Genomic DNA, 13122 nt, shown 5'->3' with positions numbered 1-13122 from the left:
GAGAACAAGGCTCCATTTTTCAATAGGTCGTTGCTCTATAATCTACAGGTTTTATCTCGATACACAGTGCAGTGCTTAAGGCTCTGTCATCGATTGCAGCTTGTATGAAATCAATAGGTAAAAAGAATGTTTACAGGAATAGTTCAGGGTACGGCTAAGGTCGTTAAAATTGATAAAAAAGAACGCTTTCAAACGCACGTTGTCGAGTTAAGCGATGAGCTTTGTAAAGGATTAGAAATAGGGGCATCTGTCGCTCACAATGGCTGCTGCCTGACCGTGACCAATATTAATGGCAACCTTATCAGCTTTGATTTAATGCAAGCGACATTGGCTCTCACCAACTTAGGCGAGCTAGTTGAAGGTGACAGAGTAAACATTGAGCGAGCTGCCAAGTTTGGTGATGAAATTGGCGGACACAGCGTGTCTGGCCATATTAGTTTGATGGCTGATATTGTCGAGATCATCGATACGCCTAATAACCGCACGATTTGGTTCCAACTGCCGCAAGAATCAATGAAATATATATTAGCGAAAGGTTATATCGGCTTGGATGGTTGTTCTTTGACGATTGGTGAGGTTGAAGCGTGTCGTTTTTCAGTACACCTAATTCCAGAAACCTTGCAACGAACACTCTTTGGAGTAAGACAAGTAGGGGACCGCGTTAATATTGAGTTTGACCCTCAGACTCAAGCCATAGTTGATACTGTTGAGCGAGTTCTCACAGCAAAACAGCTTTAGAATGATAAAAAGGAGCCAAGCGCTCCTTTTTAATTCAAGTGACTTTGTGTTTCCAACGCTTATACGCTCGAGTTGTTATTCGTAATTGTCATCGATAAACAGTTCGACTTTATCTTGCAGCTCATCTACTCGCATATTTAAGTGAATGGCATGGCAACAAGCTGGGCAATCATCATAAAACTCTTGGTCACCATTACTTGCATCTAGTGTAATGCCGATTGAATGTCCACAATGGGGGCATTTGACATGCCTTTCGGTATAATTTTTCATACAACAACTCCTAATATCGCAGGGCTTTTAAACACTCTATTCTTTAAGGAAGTACAGCCCTTCACTTACTTTGCCTACAAGGAAAATAGGCACAATCCAAAGTTAAGTCTCCTTTGATATTAGGTGGAGTTGTTGCTAATTGAGTCGAAATAAGTATAAAACTTGACCCCAAACTCAACCTTGAGCTTAGGGTCATTTTCTGTAGTGATGTGCCTCGAGGTTTTACATCTTGAAATATGCAGTGGCTTCCAAATTAATAAGAAATAATTTTATTAATAACTTGTTGAGCCTGCTCCAAATAATGGCCGCCAAATAAATTGCAATGGTTGAGAACATGGTAAAGGTTATAGATATCTTTACGCTCTTGATAACCAGCAGAAAGTGGTATAACAGATTCATAACCTTGATAAAATTCCGGCTGAAATCCACCAAACAGCTCAGTCATCGCAATATCACACTCCCTGTCACCCCAGTAGCAGGCGGGATCGTAACAGATAGGGCCACATGCCATGAGAGCCGCATTCCCGTTCCATAAATCGCCATGCAGCAAGGAGGGCTCTGGAGCATGGTTTGCTAGCAGTTGTTTTACGACATCTATAAAGTCGTCGATATCAACTAAAGTGACGCCTTTTTCTTTAAGGAGCTGTAATTGCCATCCTATGCGTTGTTCAGCAAAGAAGACACACCACTTCTTGTGCCACTTATTGGGTTGTAGAGTGGACCCGAGATAGTTATCCGTATCAAAACCAAATTCCTTTTGCTCGCCCCATTGATGAAGGTGAGCTAATTGCTGTCCTAATTTAAAGCTGTTTGGGCCATCTTCTAATGGCTTTGTTGGAAGGTAGTTAAGAATTAGGAATGAGGCATTTTTGGTTTTACCAACCAACACAACCTCTGGAACAAATAGGGTGGATGTCTCACGCAAAAGATGCAGACTTTCTGCTTCAACTTCAAACTTAGACAAAAACTCGCGATCGTTAATTTTCACGAAATAGCGCTGTTCGCCGTCATTAATCATGTAGCTTTCACTGATATCCCCGCCAGACAGTCTTACTTTTTCCGTGATCTGGTACTCGAATAATAAAGTATCAGAAAGCTGTTGCGATATTGCTTGCCACATACAAAACCTCGCGAATCTATTTGACCACCAACAGTTTAGGATAAATAGCAAGGTGTTGGCGCTACATTGAGCATACTTCGTAAAGAAACCTTCCTCTCAGTGTAGTCAATTTGTATAAATGTGAATCAAATCGCTTATAAGCCTCTGATTTGTCGTCATAGCATATGGAGATGAACGTATACAACAGGTATTATTATTTTTTTGACGTTAGTTCCATTGGTGACATGAAAATACTGATATGTGATGACTCAGCGGTTGCAAGAAAGCTCATTGCGCGCTCCATCGTACAAGATACATCATTGCACCTGATCGAAGCTCAAGATGGGTATGAGGCGCTAAATATTCTTGCGGAGCAAAATATCGATATTTTGTTTCTCGATTTAACGATGCCGATCATGGACGGTTTTGAAGTCCTCGAGTCATTACCTGTTAGTCACTACCAGACTAAAATCGTCATTATTTCTGGAGATGTTCAACAAGAGGCAAAACAGCGCTGCATAGAGCTAGGTGCTCAAGCTTTTATCGCTAAGCCTCTGACAGAAGAGCAGGTGATACCGCTCTATGAACAATTGGGGCTGCACTATGCGTTCAAGCCTAGCCATTCGATTGATCCTAAAAGCCAGATTTGCGAGGAGTTCTCCTCATTGGCCAAATTCCGCGAGATTGCAAACATTGCCCTTGGTAAAGGGGCTGCGATTATGGCAGACCACTTACACGAGTTCATCCAACTTCCTGTTCCACATGTTGGTCCGTTATCCTACGGCGAACTTCATATGACGCTTGTCGACGTTGTTGGGCGTGATGGCTCCGTCGCGGTTGCACAGAGGTTTGTTGGTGGCGGTATTCATGGTGAAGCTCTGGTGTGTTTACGTGGTAGAGACATCAATCAAATTGGTGAGAAGTTAGGCTATCTGCTTGAGTTTACACCTCATAATGAAATCATTTTGAATATCTCGAACTTACTGGTTTCTTCATTTCTCACATCGTTAGGGGATCAGCTAGACAAGCAATTCTCACTTCGTCAGCCAGGCATTGTGGATACGTTAACGCCTTACTGTGAAGAGCAGGGTGAATTAGGTGAGCTGTTTACTATCGAATACACCTACATGGCAGAAGCGCTCGATTTTGAGTGTGAGGTACTGTTTTTAATTGATAAACCATCCGTAGAAATTATTTATGAAATCATGGAGCTAATCTAATGTCCGATATTACGCTGGACATAGCAGACTTTCATTGGGTCACACAAATTCTCGATACGATGGACTCAGGGCTTATCGTGTTGGATCAAGAGTATAAGGTCTGTGTGTGGAACAGTTTTATGCAGTCATACAGTGGCGTTCTGTCACAAGAAATCCTTGGCCAATGTTTATTTGATCATTTTGAAGAGCTGCCAAAAACTTGGCTAGAAACCAAGATAAAAACCGCCGCCGATCTGGAAACTCGTTCCTTCTCTAGCTGGGAAAACCGACCGTACCTTTTTAAATTCAACAATTTTTCTCCGGTTTCAAACAGCAGTGATTTCATGTATCAAGACATCGTAATCACCCCGTTAATCGGGCTCTCAGGAGAGGTCAGCCACATTGCTATTCAAGTGAATGATGTCTCTGAAACGGCAAGAAATCGCATTCATTTGAAAGAAACAAATCAACATTTGTCTGAAATCAGTCGCAAAGATGGTTTAACAGGTTTATTTAATCGTGCTTATTGGGAGCAATCGCTGAAAGAAGAGTTTGCTCACCTAAAAGTTATCGACGGACCATGCTCATTAGTAATATTTGATATCGACCACTTTAAAAAAGTGAATGATACCTATGGTCACCCGACGGGAGATGAAGTCATTCGTCGTACTTCTTCGTTATTAAGAAAGACAGCAAGAAGCAGTGATGTGTGCGGTCGTTTTGGCGGAGAAGAGTTTACGGTATTGCTTCCTCATACGAATCAAGAACAAGCTTGCTATTTCGCGGAGCGTTTACGTAAAAGAATTGAGCAAGAGATCGTGAAAGTGGAAGATTTTTTGATTAATTACACGATAAGTATTGGTGTTTGCGAGTATAAACCTTATTTTGAAACTCACACTCAATGGTTAAAGAGTGCCGATGCTGCGTTGTATCGTGCAAAAGAAAACGGTCGTAACCAAACTTGTTTGCATGAAAATGACTGAAATACAAAAAGGTTTGAAGAAACCCTGTATCCGAACGCAGTGAGGCAAAGCGCAATTGTTTGAAAAACATCCAGTTGGTTCGTGAATGTTTGTTAATATGAAATAAGTTAATGAAATTTTCTCGGCATGTCTTACTATTGAAACTATTCCGCTTTCAGCTTCGAAGGCTTGCAATAAACGGAGAAAAACAGTGGTTTTAGAAACCGATGGATATCTCGCTCTTATCGAGCACTTGTCGCTAAATCTAGATATTTTCACGACTGAAATTGGCGACACTGGATCCGAAAGCATCGAAGATGTCGTCACCGATATGGTGGCTTCAAACATCATGGCGATCTTTGAGCAAAACCCAGAGCTTCACTCAAGCGTACGCTTCAAATTACTAAAAGAGGCGGATGCGGTTGTTGAAGATCTTGGCGAGATATTGGCTGGTGTATGGCATAAAAAAGCGACTAATGAACAGATAACGTTCCTTGATGAATACATCGCTTTGGTTAAAAACCTATTCGATACTGCCGTTGCTACTTATGATTGATATTGTTTGATACCAGTCATCTCCAATTCTAAAAGTAAGAAGAGTTACATTGTAACTCTTCTTACTTGCCAAAACTTAGATGCCCAGTATGGGTTGTCGATTCTTGAAATGATCACACCTTTAGACGTTGACGCATGCATGAACTGCTTGTTACCCAAGTAAATCCCTACATGATAGGTCGTCCGTCTTGTCTTAAAAAACACCAAATCTCCTTGTTTGGCGTCCGTCCAATTTAATTCCACACCTTGTTTCGATTGTTGTCTCGTTGTCCTGGGTAACGATAGCTGATAAGCCTCGACAAAGGCTTTTTGCACAAATGCCGAGCAATCAATACCAGATTTTTGTGTGCCGCCTAAGCGATAAGGTGTGCCATGCCATTCTGTATAAAACTGGAACAAGTCAGGGTTATTGTCCAATAACTGATTTGTAGGTGTTGTCACTTGCACTTGCTCGCTAGGTTCAGGCCCAGAAGAGCAGGCGCTTAGTAGCACACTGATTATCAAAGGAAAATATACTCGACGCAAATCACCACCTGTCATCTCTACGACTCACAACTGAAATATTAGTGTCATAACCAATCCATAGTATGGGCTGCAAATCACGGTTTTGTCTCACAAATGTGACGGAATCACTGCAAAACCGATTCAACCTTAAGAAAGAATAAAAATTGATTATGGCAAAGCGAAAACGCTCACGCACATCACTTTCACTGATTCAGGCTGTTAGTGCAACATTTTTAACTATCATAGCTCTTGTTATAACCCTTTCTGTCTCAAGTTTCAAAGGAATGGAACAGGTAGGAGAGCAATTTGAAGACTTGTCGCAAAAAGCGTTACCAATCGCGATGGCGAACGCAAAGTTAACCAGGAATGTATTGGAGATGGTTAAGCTACTCAACCATGGTATGCAAATTACTGAGCCAAAAGAGTTGCCTCTAATAAAAGAGCAAATCGATTCACTTGCGACTCAAAGTAAAAGTTTGGTTGGAGAAGCTTCTGGTGTTGCTGAGCAACTCTCTGAGGAGTTAGATACAAATTTAGCGCGTTTACATAACATCACGCAGTCCATTTTACTGAAGCAATCTTCAGTGATAAAAATTCAAATGGATATTGATGCAGGAGTTGGCGGGTTCCGCTATGGACTCAGCTCTATCGGCCCGGAAATGAATCGAATTAGCTCGTTTCTTAGTGCCGAAAATCCTGAATCGAGTGATGCCGCCAACCGATTTATTGCCTCAGCGAGCTCAATGGAAAGCACGTTCTTAGTAATGATGATGCATTCTGAGCTGAGCAAAGCCGAAAAAGAATACCGAGAAATGCGTAACCGTATTGCAGGTATTAATCTCGCCTATGAAGATTTCCAGTCTTTACATCCAGAAGTAAGCGAATACGCAAGCCTAACGGCACCGTACGAGATGGTGAAGCAAGGCTTTAGTGAAAAGGGCGTGCTGCGTTTGATCCTCGCCAAACTAGAACAAGGGGAATTGCAACGTTCAGAGTTTAAACAGGCTTCGATTCTTGCGGATGAAACCATGCGGTTGCTTGATCAAATATCACAAGCTGCTGGTGAGTTGATTGCGGATAAAGAGAGTGTGGTCAATGAGACCATTGAGTCGGTGAGTGTTATGATCGTTTTTGCGGCGTGCGTGATATCTTTCATTATTCTGGTTACTTGGTTTAGCCTTAAGTCATGGACAAACCGAGGGTTAAGGAATGTACTAACGCGTCTTTCAGCACTTACCGAGCATGACTTTCGTGACAATGCAGATGAGGTCGGCCCTTATGAGCTGAAAGAAGTAGCACGAAAGTTGAATCAAGTGATCGATTCCACACACGATTCCATTCAAACGGTGACGCGCAATTGTGAAATGCTTTATCAGACGGCTGAAGTAAGCCACAGTGCAGCTGAACAAACGAGCGATGGGCTGACGACACAAAATGAAGCGTTGGCGAGCATGATCACGACCATTACGCAACTTGAAGCCTCCATTCGTGAAATAGCAACAGTGACAAATGCCTCGTCACAGGACTCGATGCTTGCTACCAAGCACACTGAAAAAGGCGTTCAAGTTGTGGAACAAAACCGTGAACGTTTGGAATCACTTGAAAGCTCTTTGGATATGAATGAGCAATCTATGTTAGAGCTAAACCAACGTGTTAAGCAGATTCGTGAAATGGTCGATATGATCAGTGGTATTGCTGACAACACAAACTTGCTTGCTCTCAACGCAGCAATAGAAGCCGCTCGAGCTGGTGAACAAGGGCGTGGGTTTGCAGTTGTCGCGGATGAAGTCCGCAAACTAGCAAGTGATACTTCTCAACAAACAACGAACATCCGAGCAATGATGAGCGAGCTTATTACTGCCGCAGAGCGTTCGCGCCAAGCAGTCAATGATTCAAGAGAAGAAATGGCCCACGCGCTGCAGTCCAGCAATGAAGTGAAATCGACATTCTCTGATATCAACCTCGCGGTTAAGCACATTCAAGAGCGTGTTGAGCAGATCTCTGTTGCCACGGAAGAGCAAGAACGTGCGACGGCGGATGTGTCTCAATCCATCAATAATATTTCCGAGCTTGGAGAGCGTACAAAGCTACAACTTGAATCCATGGTTGAAAGCTCTGAACAAGTGGCAGAAATTGCAGGGCATCAACAAGCGATGTTGCATAAATACGAGCTACATCAGTCTGCCTAAGTGACATGTTTTTATCTTCTATAAGCAGAACTTCGGTTCTGCTTTTTTGTTGCTTCTACGCAACTTCTCATTGCTATTCAAATCGCAAAAGTGAGTTATATCGCATCTTGCTCATTTCTTAAGGGCTGAGTTATCACTACGTGGTGTTAATGCTATGTCGGTAAAACAAGATGGCTAGAATGTTGTCCGAATTCAAAGGAATGAATCATGCAACTATTACAAAGAGCCAGCCTTATACTGGTTAATCATCAGCAAGAACTTTTGCTTATCCAGCGTTTTCAAAACGATAGACACTATTGGGTTTTCCCCGGCGGTAGTGTTGAAGTTGGAGAGCAGCCTGTTGAAACTGCGAAAAGAGAAGCGCTGGAAGAAACCTCATTGAAACTCAATTGGGTTGAGAAGGTTTTTGAACTCGAAAATCAAGGGCGCTTAGAAACCTATTTTCTCTCTTATGTCGGGAACTCAAAAGTGAAACTGGGGGCTGGGCCAGAGCAAATCAGAAAATCAGATGTTAATCAGTACCATTTAAAGTGGGTGCGTGTAGAGCAACTTCATGCGATTCCTTTATATCCAGAACAAGCCAAAGCTTTCTGCTTAAACAACGAGGAGTGGTTTTGTGATCGATAAAGTTTGTCCCGTCGTTCTGCGTAAGCAAAACCAAGAGCTCCTACTTTTTAAACATCCGTTGGCGGGTATTCAGTTCGTCAAGGGTACTGTTGAAGTGTTTGATGAAAGTTACATCACGGCTGCAAAACGGGAGCTGGCTGAAGAATCTGGGATTACGCACGTTATCTCCGCTCGATATTTATGCTCATGGGACAGTGGCTTTCAAAATCAAGCATGGCATTTTGTTTTGTGTGAGTGTGCGGACCTAGCGGATTCATGGACGTTTCATACGCAAGACGATGGCGGACATGATTTTGCGTTTTTTTGGCACGATATAGGGAGCGATATTTCCTCACAGGCGCATACTGTTTTTCAGCACGCACTGGAAAAAGTTCGAAAACTGATAGACCAAGGAGCGGTGTAAGTGAAGTTGCAAGTTGGAGGTTTAACAAAGAAGAACTTGTTAAAGCACTTGAGTCAAAAAGGTGTTCAATTGAATGCCTTCGCCCAACAACTATTCGATGATGACAAAGTCGAGTGCTCAGATGACATTCAATCGATCTTTTTAACGATAAAAACACCGTTTGACTTCGGACTTTATTTTGGCGCGACCCTTGGAGAAATGATTGAAGTGGCGTCGACACAAAATCTATCACCTTGTCCTTTAGCTGTTGCGCCATACCTCCGCTTACAAGAAATTGACTTGGCGAAGGGAGAGTACCTTACTGTGGTGTCTTCCCCGCTTTCGAATGACAAAGCTTATCCACGTGGTTTGTATCTACGGGATCTCGACGACGGATTCTGGCTACGAGGCTTTAGATGCTCGGAAGATTGTATCTTTCCGCCGTCGAAAAAGTTTGTTTTTGTGTCTGAAATAGTGAAGGAGAGTAGAGTGTGACATACCTTTATCATCGCGCGCCTGACAACCTTTCTCACCTTATCACTTGGGAAAACTAGCGGATTTGAGCGAAATGCCAAAGCTAACACTATGCTTCTATCAGGAGCGAATAAATTTCTTTCGCACGCCTCACGTAGTGTTTAAAGGCACTGTCGATCTCAAAAATGGCTATGAGATTACAAATGTTTAACTGACTTCTATATGCTTTGCGCATTCATTCAGATAAGGAAACGATAATGGATAAATTCGTCGTGTTTCTCTTATGCCTTTTTATGACAGTTGGCGGTGTGGTTCATCTTTATGACAACATTGCTAACGGTTTTTTGCCTTATGATTTTGCGCCACGCTGGTTGAATATTTATTGGAGCGCATTGGGGCTGTTAGACTTACTAGCGGTGTATCTGTTGGTGAAGCACCGTCGTTCCGGATTAGTACTTATGCTATTGATTCTGACGACCAATGTTATTTTTAGCTCGCACGCTCACTATGCATTAGAAATATTGGACAACAATGCCGCACTTCAAATGAAAACACTCTTTTTAGGTTTTTCATTCGGCGTATCTATCTGGTTATGGAACGCGCGTAAACATCGACAATCACGCCAGATATTTCGTTAACTTTCACTTTTCATCACTCAATTAAGGATAGTAAACAGGGATTCGTTATGAACGACTTTAAAGACTTGGCCAGTTTCGCTGGTTTCAGCGTACTGACAGGTTTAAGCTTTGGTACCACTTTCTTCAGTCTGGCTTTTCTATACAGCTCAATAGAAGCACAACAAGCAATGAATACTAATGCTTTGGTGTGCACGGTGCTTGGTGTGGCTGGTTTATTTGTTGGTATTACTCAGTTAAACAAAAAACGTCAACTAACGGAGAGTGAATCCATTAGCTAGCATCGTAAGGATGAAGTGGTGTTTAACTGGTTGGTGTTTAGTTTTAGTCTATTCGCTTTGTTTACGCACTTCATCCACAAAAACTTTTCTTCAACTGTTGCGTCTTCTTCGGTTATAGCGAAAAGGTTGCGTTAACAGCTTGTCTAATCGTTGTTCTGCTTCATTCCTAATTTCCGGTATACCAATTACGACATCATCATGGCCAAGCTCAGGCTGAGCTCGATATGTCCCAAAAAGTCGATCCCAAACAGAAAGGAAGAAACCGAAATTCGAGTTGGTTTCTTTTGCTATCACGGAATGATGAACGCGATGCATGTCTGGCGTTACTATGACGTTTCGCAGTTTCTGATCCGCTGATAAAGCCAGTTTTGCATTACTGTGATTAAACATCGCACTGGCATTGAGCACTATTTCGAATACCACGATAGCGATAGGAGAAACGCCTAAGATAAATACGGTGGCAATTTTGACACCCATCGAGATGATGATTTCGATAGGATGAAAACGTGCGCCAGTGGTGACATCAATGTCGAGATCGGCATGGTGCATTCGATGAAGCTTCCACAGTGGCTTTACATAGTGAAAGACCACATGCTGAACGTAAATGACGAAATCAAGCAGAATAACCGCTAGAAGCACGTTTAACCAAGCGGGCAGGGAGAGCAAATTAAATAGTCCCCATTGTTGCTCCTGAGCGATAATTGCAGCTTGAAAGGCCGCGATAGGCATGACTAACGCAACAATCAAGCTATTCACAGCAACCAGTGATAAGTTATTGACCCAGCGAAACCCACGTGAAGCGGTAAGTGTTTTTCTCGGCAGTTTGTTTTCCCAAAGGGCACAAAGTAATAATACGCCGAGAAAAAAGCCTAATCTTATCCACGAGGGATCTTGAAACGTCGTTTCTGTCACTGTCATTTCCTTATTTATTACTTTATCTATGACCGAGATAAGGGTGAAATTATTTCAACAAACAGTAAGGTGCTTTGAAGGGCTTATCTTGAGGCGAAACCATAATGTCAGTAGAATCGCGCTCTACTTTTTACTTGGCATTACTTACCATGAGAATTCACGCTTTCCACCGTTTATATCAGTACCGACAATCTATCTCAACCAAGCCTTTCAACGCGCGTGGATGTAAAGTGGTTCGTTGCCAATATTGCCAGGTTTCTGAGCAACACTGTTTGTGCGATCTTCAGCCAAACATCAAGGCTAATATTGCATGTATGTTGATTGTTTCTGAAAACGAAGTATTTAAACCAAGTAATACCGGTCGCCTAATTGCTGATACGATTCAAGAGACTTACGTGTATCAATGGAATCGAACAGAACCGTCTGAGGAGATGCTGGAGCTACTACAGGATGACAACTACCAACCAGTGATTGTATTTCCTGCAGACTATGTGGATGACCCATCTCGTTTAATTGAAGATCTGGAGCCTGCGCGATTAATAAACGAAGAGGCTCAGAACAAAAAATGGTTGCTGATCTTTATTGATGGTAGCTGGCGTGAGGCACGAAAGATATTCCGTCGGTCTGATTTTCTTAAATCTTTGCCTGTGCTTTCTATTGAGCCAGAATCTCTGTCTGAATACATCATGCGCCGTTCTGAGAATGAGCAGCATCTTTCAACCGCCGAAGTCGCGACGTTAGTTTTGAAACAAGCCGGTGAGAATAAAGCATCGGAATGCCTGCAGTTGTGGTTTGAAGCCTTTAGAGAAACCTACATGTTGACCAAGACCCGAGTCAAAAACGATCCCAACCGACCGCATTTAAAACGTTTCAAAGAGTGGGTGAAAACCGAGAGCTGACTCTAAGGAATGAACTTTTGTTGATGGCATGTTGTTCAACTGGCTGCGGTGAGGGTATAAATCTGCATTCGGTCACGGTTTGCAGGCGTACAGATATGGATAATGCCACTAGTTTATACTTTTGACTCCAGCCATTTTTGGAGTCGTTTAAGCATTTTTTAGGAGAGAAATACATGTATTACGGCTTTGATGTCGGTGGCACTAAAATTGAATTTGGTGCATTTAACGAGAAGCTTGAGCGTGTAGCGACGGAACGTGTACCTACACCAACAGACAACTACGAGCTGCTGGTTGATACCATTGCGGAATTGGTTAACAAATACGATGCAGAGTTTGGCTGCGAAGGTACGATTGGTCTTGGCCTACCAGGTATGGAAGACGCCGATGATGCAACTGTACTAACAGTTAACGTTCCTGCGGCAAAAGGCAAACCACTTCGTGCTGATCTGGAAGCTAAAATCGGTCGCAGCGTAAAAATTGAAAACGATGCAAACTGTTTTGCGCTATCAGAAGCATGGGACGAAGAGCTTCAAGATGAGCCTTCCGTACTTGGTTTGATCCTAGGTACTGGCTTTGGTGGCGGTTTTATCTACGATGGTAAAGTTTTCTCTGGCCGTAACCACGTAGCAGGTGAGGTGGGCCATACTCGTTTACCTATCGATGCTTGGTTCCACTTAGGCGAAAACGCACCTCTGTTGGGGTGTGGTTGTGACAAGAAGGGGTGTTTAGACAGTTACCTTTCTGGTCGAGGCTTCGAGCTTCTGTATGCCCATTACTACGGTGAAGAGAAGAAAGCGATCGACATCATTAAAGCGCACGCAGAAGGTGAAGCGAAAGCCGTCGAGCACGTTGAGCGTTTTATGGAGTTGCTGGCTATCTGTTTTGCAAACATCTTTACAGCGACTGACCCACATGTTGTTGTGCTGGGTGGTGGTCTTTCAAACTTCGAATTGATTTATGAAGAGATGCCAAAACGCATCTCTAAACACTTATTGTCTGTGGCTAAGTGTCCTAAGATCATCAAAGCAAAACACGGTGATTCAGGCGGTGTACGCGGTGCTGCGTTCCTAAACATCAAGTAGTGACTGAAACCTTACTCGATATAAAGTAAGAAGAAATCTAAAGCCCCGTTTAGACCATCAAGGTAAAACGGGGCTTTTTACTTATATATCGAAGTAACTCATATACCCAAGTAACTTCTATATGCTGGGTATAGAGCACGAACAAAAATAGCATGCATAAAAAAACTCGCGACGAATCGCGAGTTTTCTGTTTACAGCTAAGCTTATTTGTTCTTTTTGCCGAGCTATGCTGATTTCTGGTGTATGGAAGAGAAGGGAAGTTGCGGTGTAATCTGTTGATGTAGTTCTCGCCAGAACAATTAACAGAAAGGTAC

The 13122-nt window shown here is 42.7% G+C and carries 16 protein-coding genes; 12 read left to right on the top strand and 4 right to left on the bottom strand.

What is annotated here, in order from left to right; genetic code table 11:
* Positions 1-126: 126 nt before the first annotated feature.
* Complete coding sequence (locus B7360_RS14565) at positions 127-738, top strand: riboflavin synthase subunit alpha (RefSeq protein ID WP_085343840.1); 612 nt, start codon at positions 127-129, stop codon at positions 736-738.
* A 75-nt stretch (positions 739-813) separates the two neighbouring features.
* Here B7360_RS14565 and B7360_RS14560 read toward each other — a convergent pair whose 3' ends face one another.
* Both B7360_RS14560 and B7360_RS14555 read right to left on the bottom strand, forming a co-directional pair.
* Positions 814-1008, bottom strand: coding sequence for a CPXCG motif-containing cysteine-rich protein (locus tag B7360_RS14560; RefSeq protein WP_005396219.1), 195 nt, complete (start codon positions 1006-1008; stop codon positions 814-816).
* Positions 1009-1261: 253 nt separating this feature from the next.
* Entirely contained in the window at positions 1262-2128 is an 867-nt protein-coding gene (locus tag B7360_RS14555; protein ID WP_085343839.1) for a fructosamine kinase family protein, read from the bottom strand.
* A 224-nt stretch (positions 2129-2352) separates the two neighbouring features.
* Between B7360_RS14555 and B7360_RS14550 the strand changes: the two genes are divergently transcribed.
* The 3 genes from B7360_RS14550 (at position 2353) to B7360_RS14540 (ending at position 4824) form a co-directional block, all read left to right on the top strand.
* Complete coding sequence (locus tag B7360_RS14550; protein WP_005396215.1) at positions 2353-3327, top strand: response regulator; 975 nt, start codon at positions 2353-2355, stop codon at positions 3325-3327.
* Complete coding sequence (locus B7360_RS14545) at positions 3327-4289, top strand: GGDEF domain-containing protein (protein WP_005396213.1); 963 nt, start codon at positions 3327-3329, stop codon at positions 4287-4289. The genes B7360_RS14550 and B7360_RS14545 overlap by 1 nt, the downstream gene beginning before the upstream one ends.
* A 190-nt stretch (positions 4290-4479) precedes the next feature.
* Positions 4480-4824: a DUF3802 family protein gene (locus B7360_RS14540; RefSeq protein ID WP_005396212.1), complete on the top strand. Its 345-nt coding sequence runs from the start codon at positions 4480-4482 to the stop codon at positions 4822-4824.
* 44 nt (positions 4825-4868) lie between these two features.
* On the opposite strand, the gene B7360_RS14535 is transcribed toward B7360_RS14540, so the two are convergent.
* Complete coding sequence (locus B7360_RS14535) at positions 4869-5363, bottom strand: NlpC/P60 family protein (protein WP_005396208.1); 495 nt, start codon at positions 5361-5363, stop codon at positions 4869-4871.
* A gap of 134 nt (positions 5364-5497) precedes the next feature.
* Between B7360_RS14535 and B7360_RS14530 the strand changes: the two genes are divergently transcribed.
* From B7360_RS14530 to B7360_RS14505, 6 genes are all read left to right on the top strand, one after another.
* On the top strand, positions 5498-7516 hold the full coding sequence (locus B7360_RS14530) for a methyl-accepting chemotaxis protein (RefSeq protein WP_085343838.1): 2019 nt from the start codon (positions 5498-5500) through the stop codon (positions 7514-7516).
* A gap of 207 nt (positions 7517-7723) precedes the next feature.
* A complete protein-coding gene (locus B7360_RS14525; protein WP_085343837.1) occupies positions 7724-8143 on the top strand; it encodes an NUDIX domain-containing protein in 420 nt (139 codons plus the stop codon).
* Positions 8133-8546 carry an NUDIX domain-containing protein gene (locus tag B7360_RS14520; RefSeq protein WP_085343836.1) on the top strand — a complete coding sequence of 138 codons (414 nt, stop codon included), beginning with the start codon at positions 8133-8135 and terminating at the stop codon, positions 8544-8546. The genes B7360_RS14525 and B7360_RS14520 overlap by 11 nt, the downstream gene beginning before the upstream one ends.
* Entirely contained in the window at positions 8547-9020 is a 474-nt protein-coding gene (locus tag B7360_RS25000; protein WP_085343835.1) for a hypothetical protein, read from the top strand.
* A gap of 236 nt (positions 9021-9256) precedes the next feature.
* Positions 9257-9637 carry a hypothetical protein gene (locus tag B7360_RS14510; RefSeq protein WP_054867073.1) on the top strand — a complete coding sequence of 127 codons (381 nt, stop codon included), beginning with the start codon at positions 9257-9259 and terminating at the stop codon, positions 9635-9637.
* A 47-nt stretch (positions 9638-9684) separates the two neighbouring features.
* Entirely contained in the window at positions 9685-9915 is a 231-nt protein-coding gene (locus B7360_RS14505) for a hypothetical protein (protein ID WP_048626379.1), read from the top strand.
* Between the two features lie 90 nt (positions 9916-10005).
* Here B7360_RS14505 and B7360_RS14500 read toward each other — a convergent pair whose 3' ends face one another.
* Positions 10006-10827, bottom strand: coding sequence for a sterol desaturase family protein (locus tag B7360_RS14500; protein ID WP_012841839.1), 822 nt, complete (start codon positions 10825-10827; stop codon positions 10006-10008).
* 149 nt (positions 10828-10976) lie between these two features.
* On the opposite strand from B7360_RS14500, the gene B7360_RS14495 reads away from it, so the two are divergent.
* Positions 10977-11726 carry a tRNA-uridine aminocarboxypropyltransferase gene (locus B7360_RS14495; RefSeq protein ID WP_054867106.1) on the top strand — a complete coding sequence of 250 codons (750 nt, stop codon included), beginning with the start codon at positions 10977-10979 and terminating at the stop codon, positions 11724-11726.
* A 173-nt stretch (positions 11727-11899) separates the two neighbouring features.
* Entirely contained in the window at positions 11900-12808 is a 909-nt protein-coding gene (gene nagK / locus B7360_RS14490) for an N-acetylglucosamine kinase (protein WP_085343834.1), read from the top strand.
* The last annotated feature ends 314 nt before the right edge of the window (positions 12809-13122 follow it).

The organism is Vibrio sp. ArtGut-C1 (assembly GCF_002105475.1).
In the GTDB taxonomy this organism is placed as follows: domain Bacteria; phylum Pseudomonadota; class Gammaproteobacteria; order Enterobacterales; family Vibrionaceae; genus Vibrio; species Vibrio diabolicus.
This window is presented reverse-complemented; position numbering and strand designations above follow the sequence as displayed.

Coding starts and splice junctions, on each gene's coding strand:
- B7360_RS14525 (WP_085343837.1), top strand. CDS start 7,724: ATGCAACTATTACAAAGAGCCAGCCTTATACTGGTTAATCATCAGCAA.
- B7360_RS14535 (WP_005396208.1), bottom strand. CDS start 5,363: ATGACAGGTGGTGATTTGCGTCGAGTATATTTTCCTTTGATAATCAGT.
- B7360_RS14495 (WP_054867106.1), top strand. CDS start 10,977: ATGAGAATTCACGCTTTCCACCGTTTATATCAGTACCGACAATCTATC.
- B7360_RS14505 (WP_048626379.1), top strand. CDS start 9,685: ATGAACGACTTTAAAGACTTGGCCAGTTTCGCTGGTTTCAGCGTACTG.
- B7360_RS14555 (WP_085343839.1), bottom strand. CDS start 2,128: ATGTGGCAAGCAATATCGCAACAGCTTTCTGATACTTTATTATTCGAG.
- B7360_RS14530 (WP_085343838.1), top strand. CDS start 5,498: ATGGCAAAGCGAAAACGCTCACGCACATCACTTTCACTGATTCAGGCT.
- nagK (WP_085343834.1), top strand. CDS start 11,900: ATGTATTACGGCTTTGATGTCGGTGGCACTAAAATTGAATTTGGTGCA.
- B7360_RS14550 (WP_005396215.1), top strand. CDS start 2,353: ATGAAAATACTGATATGTGATGACTCAGCGGTTGCAAGAAAGCTCATT.
- B7360_RS14545 (WP_005396213.1), top strand. CDS start 3,327: ATGTCCGATATTACGCTGGACATAGCAGACTTTCATTGGGTCACACAA.
- B7360_RS14560 (WP_005396219.1), bottom strand. CDS start 1,008: ATGAAAAATTATACCGAAAGGCATGTCAAATGCCCCCATTGTGGACAT.
- B7360_RS14565 (WP_085343840.1), top strand. CDS start 127: ATGTTTACAGGAATAGTTCAGGGTACGGCTAAGGTCGTTAAAATTGAT.
- B7360_RS14510 (WP_054867073.1), top strand. CDS start 9,257: ATGGATAAATTCGTCGTGTTTCTCTTATGCCTTTTTATGACAGTTGGC.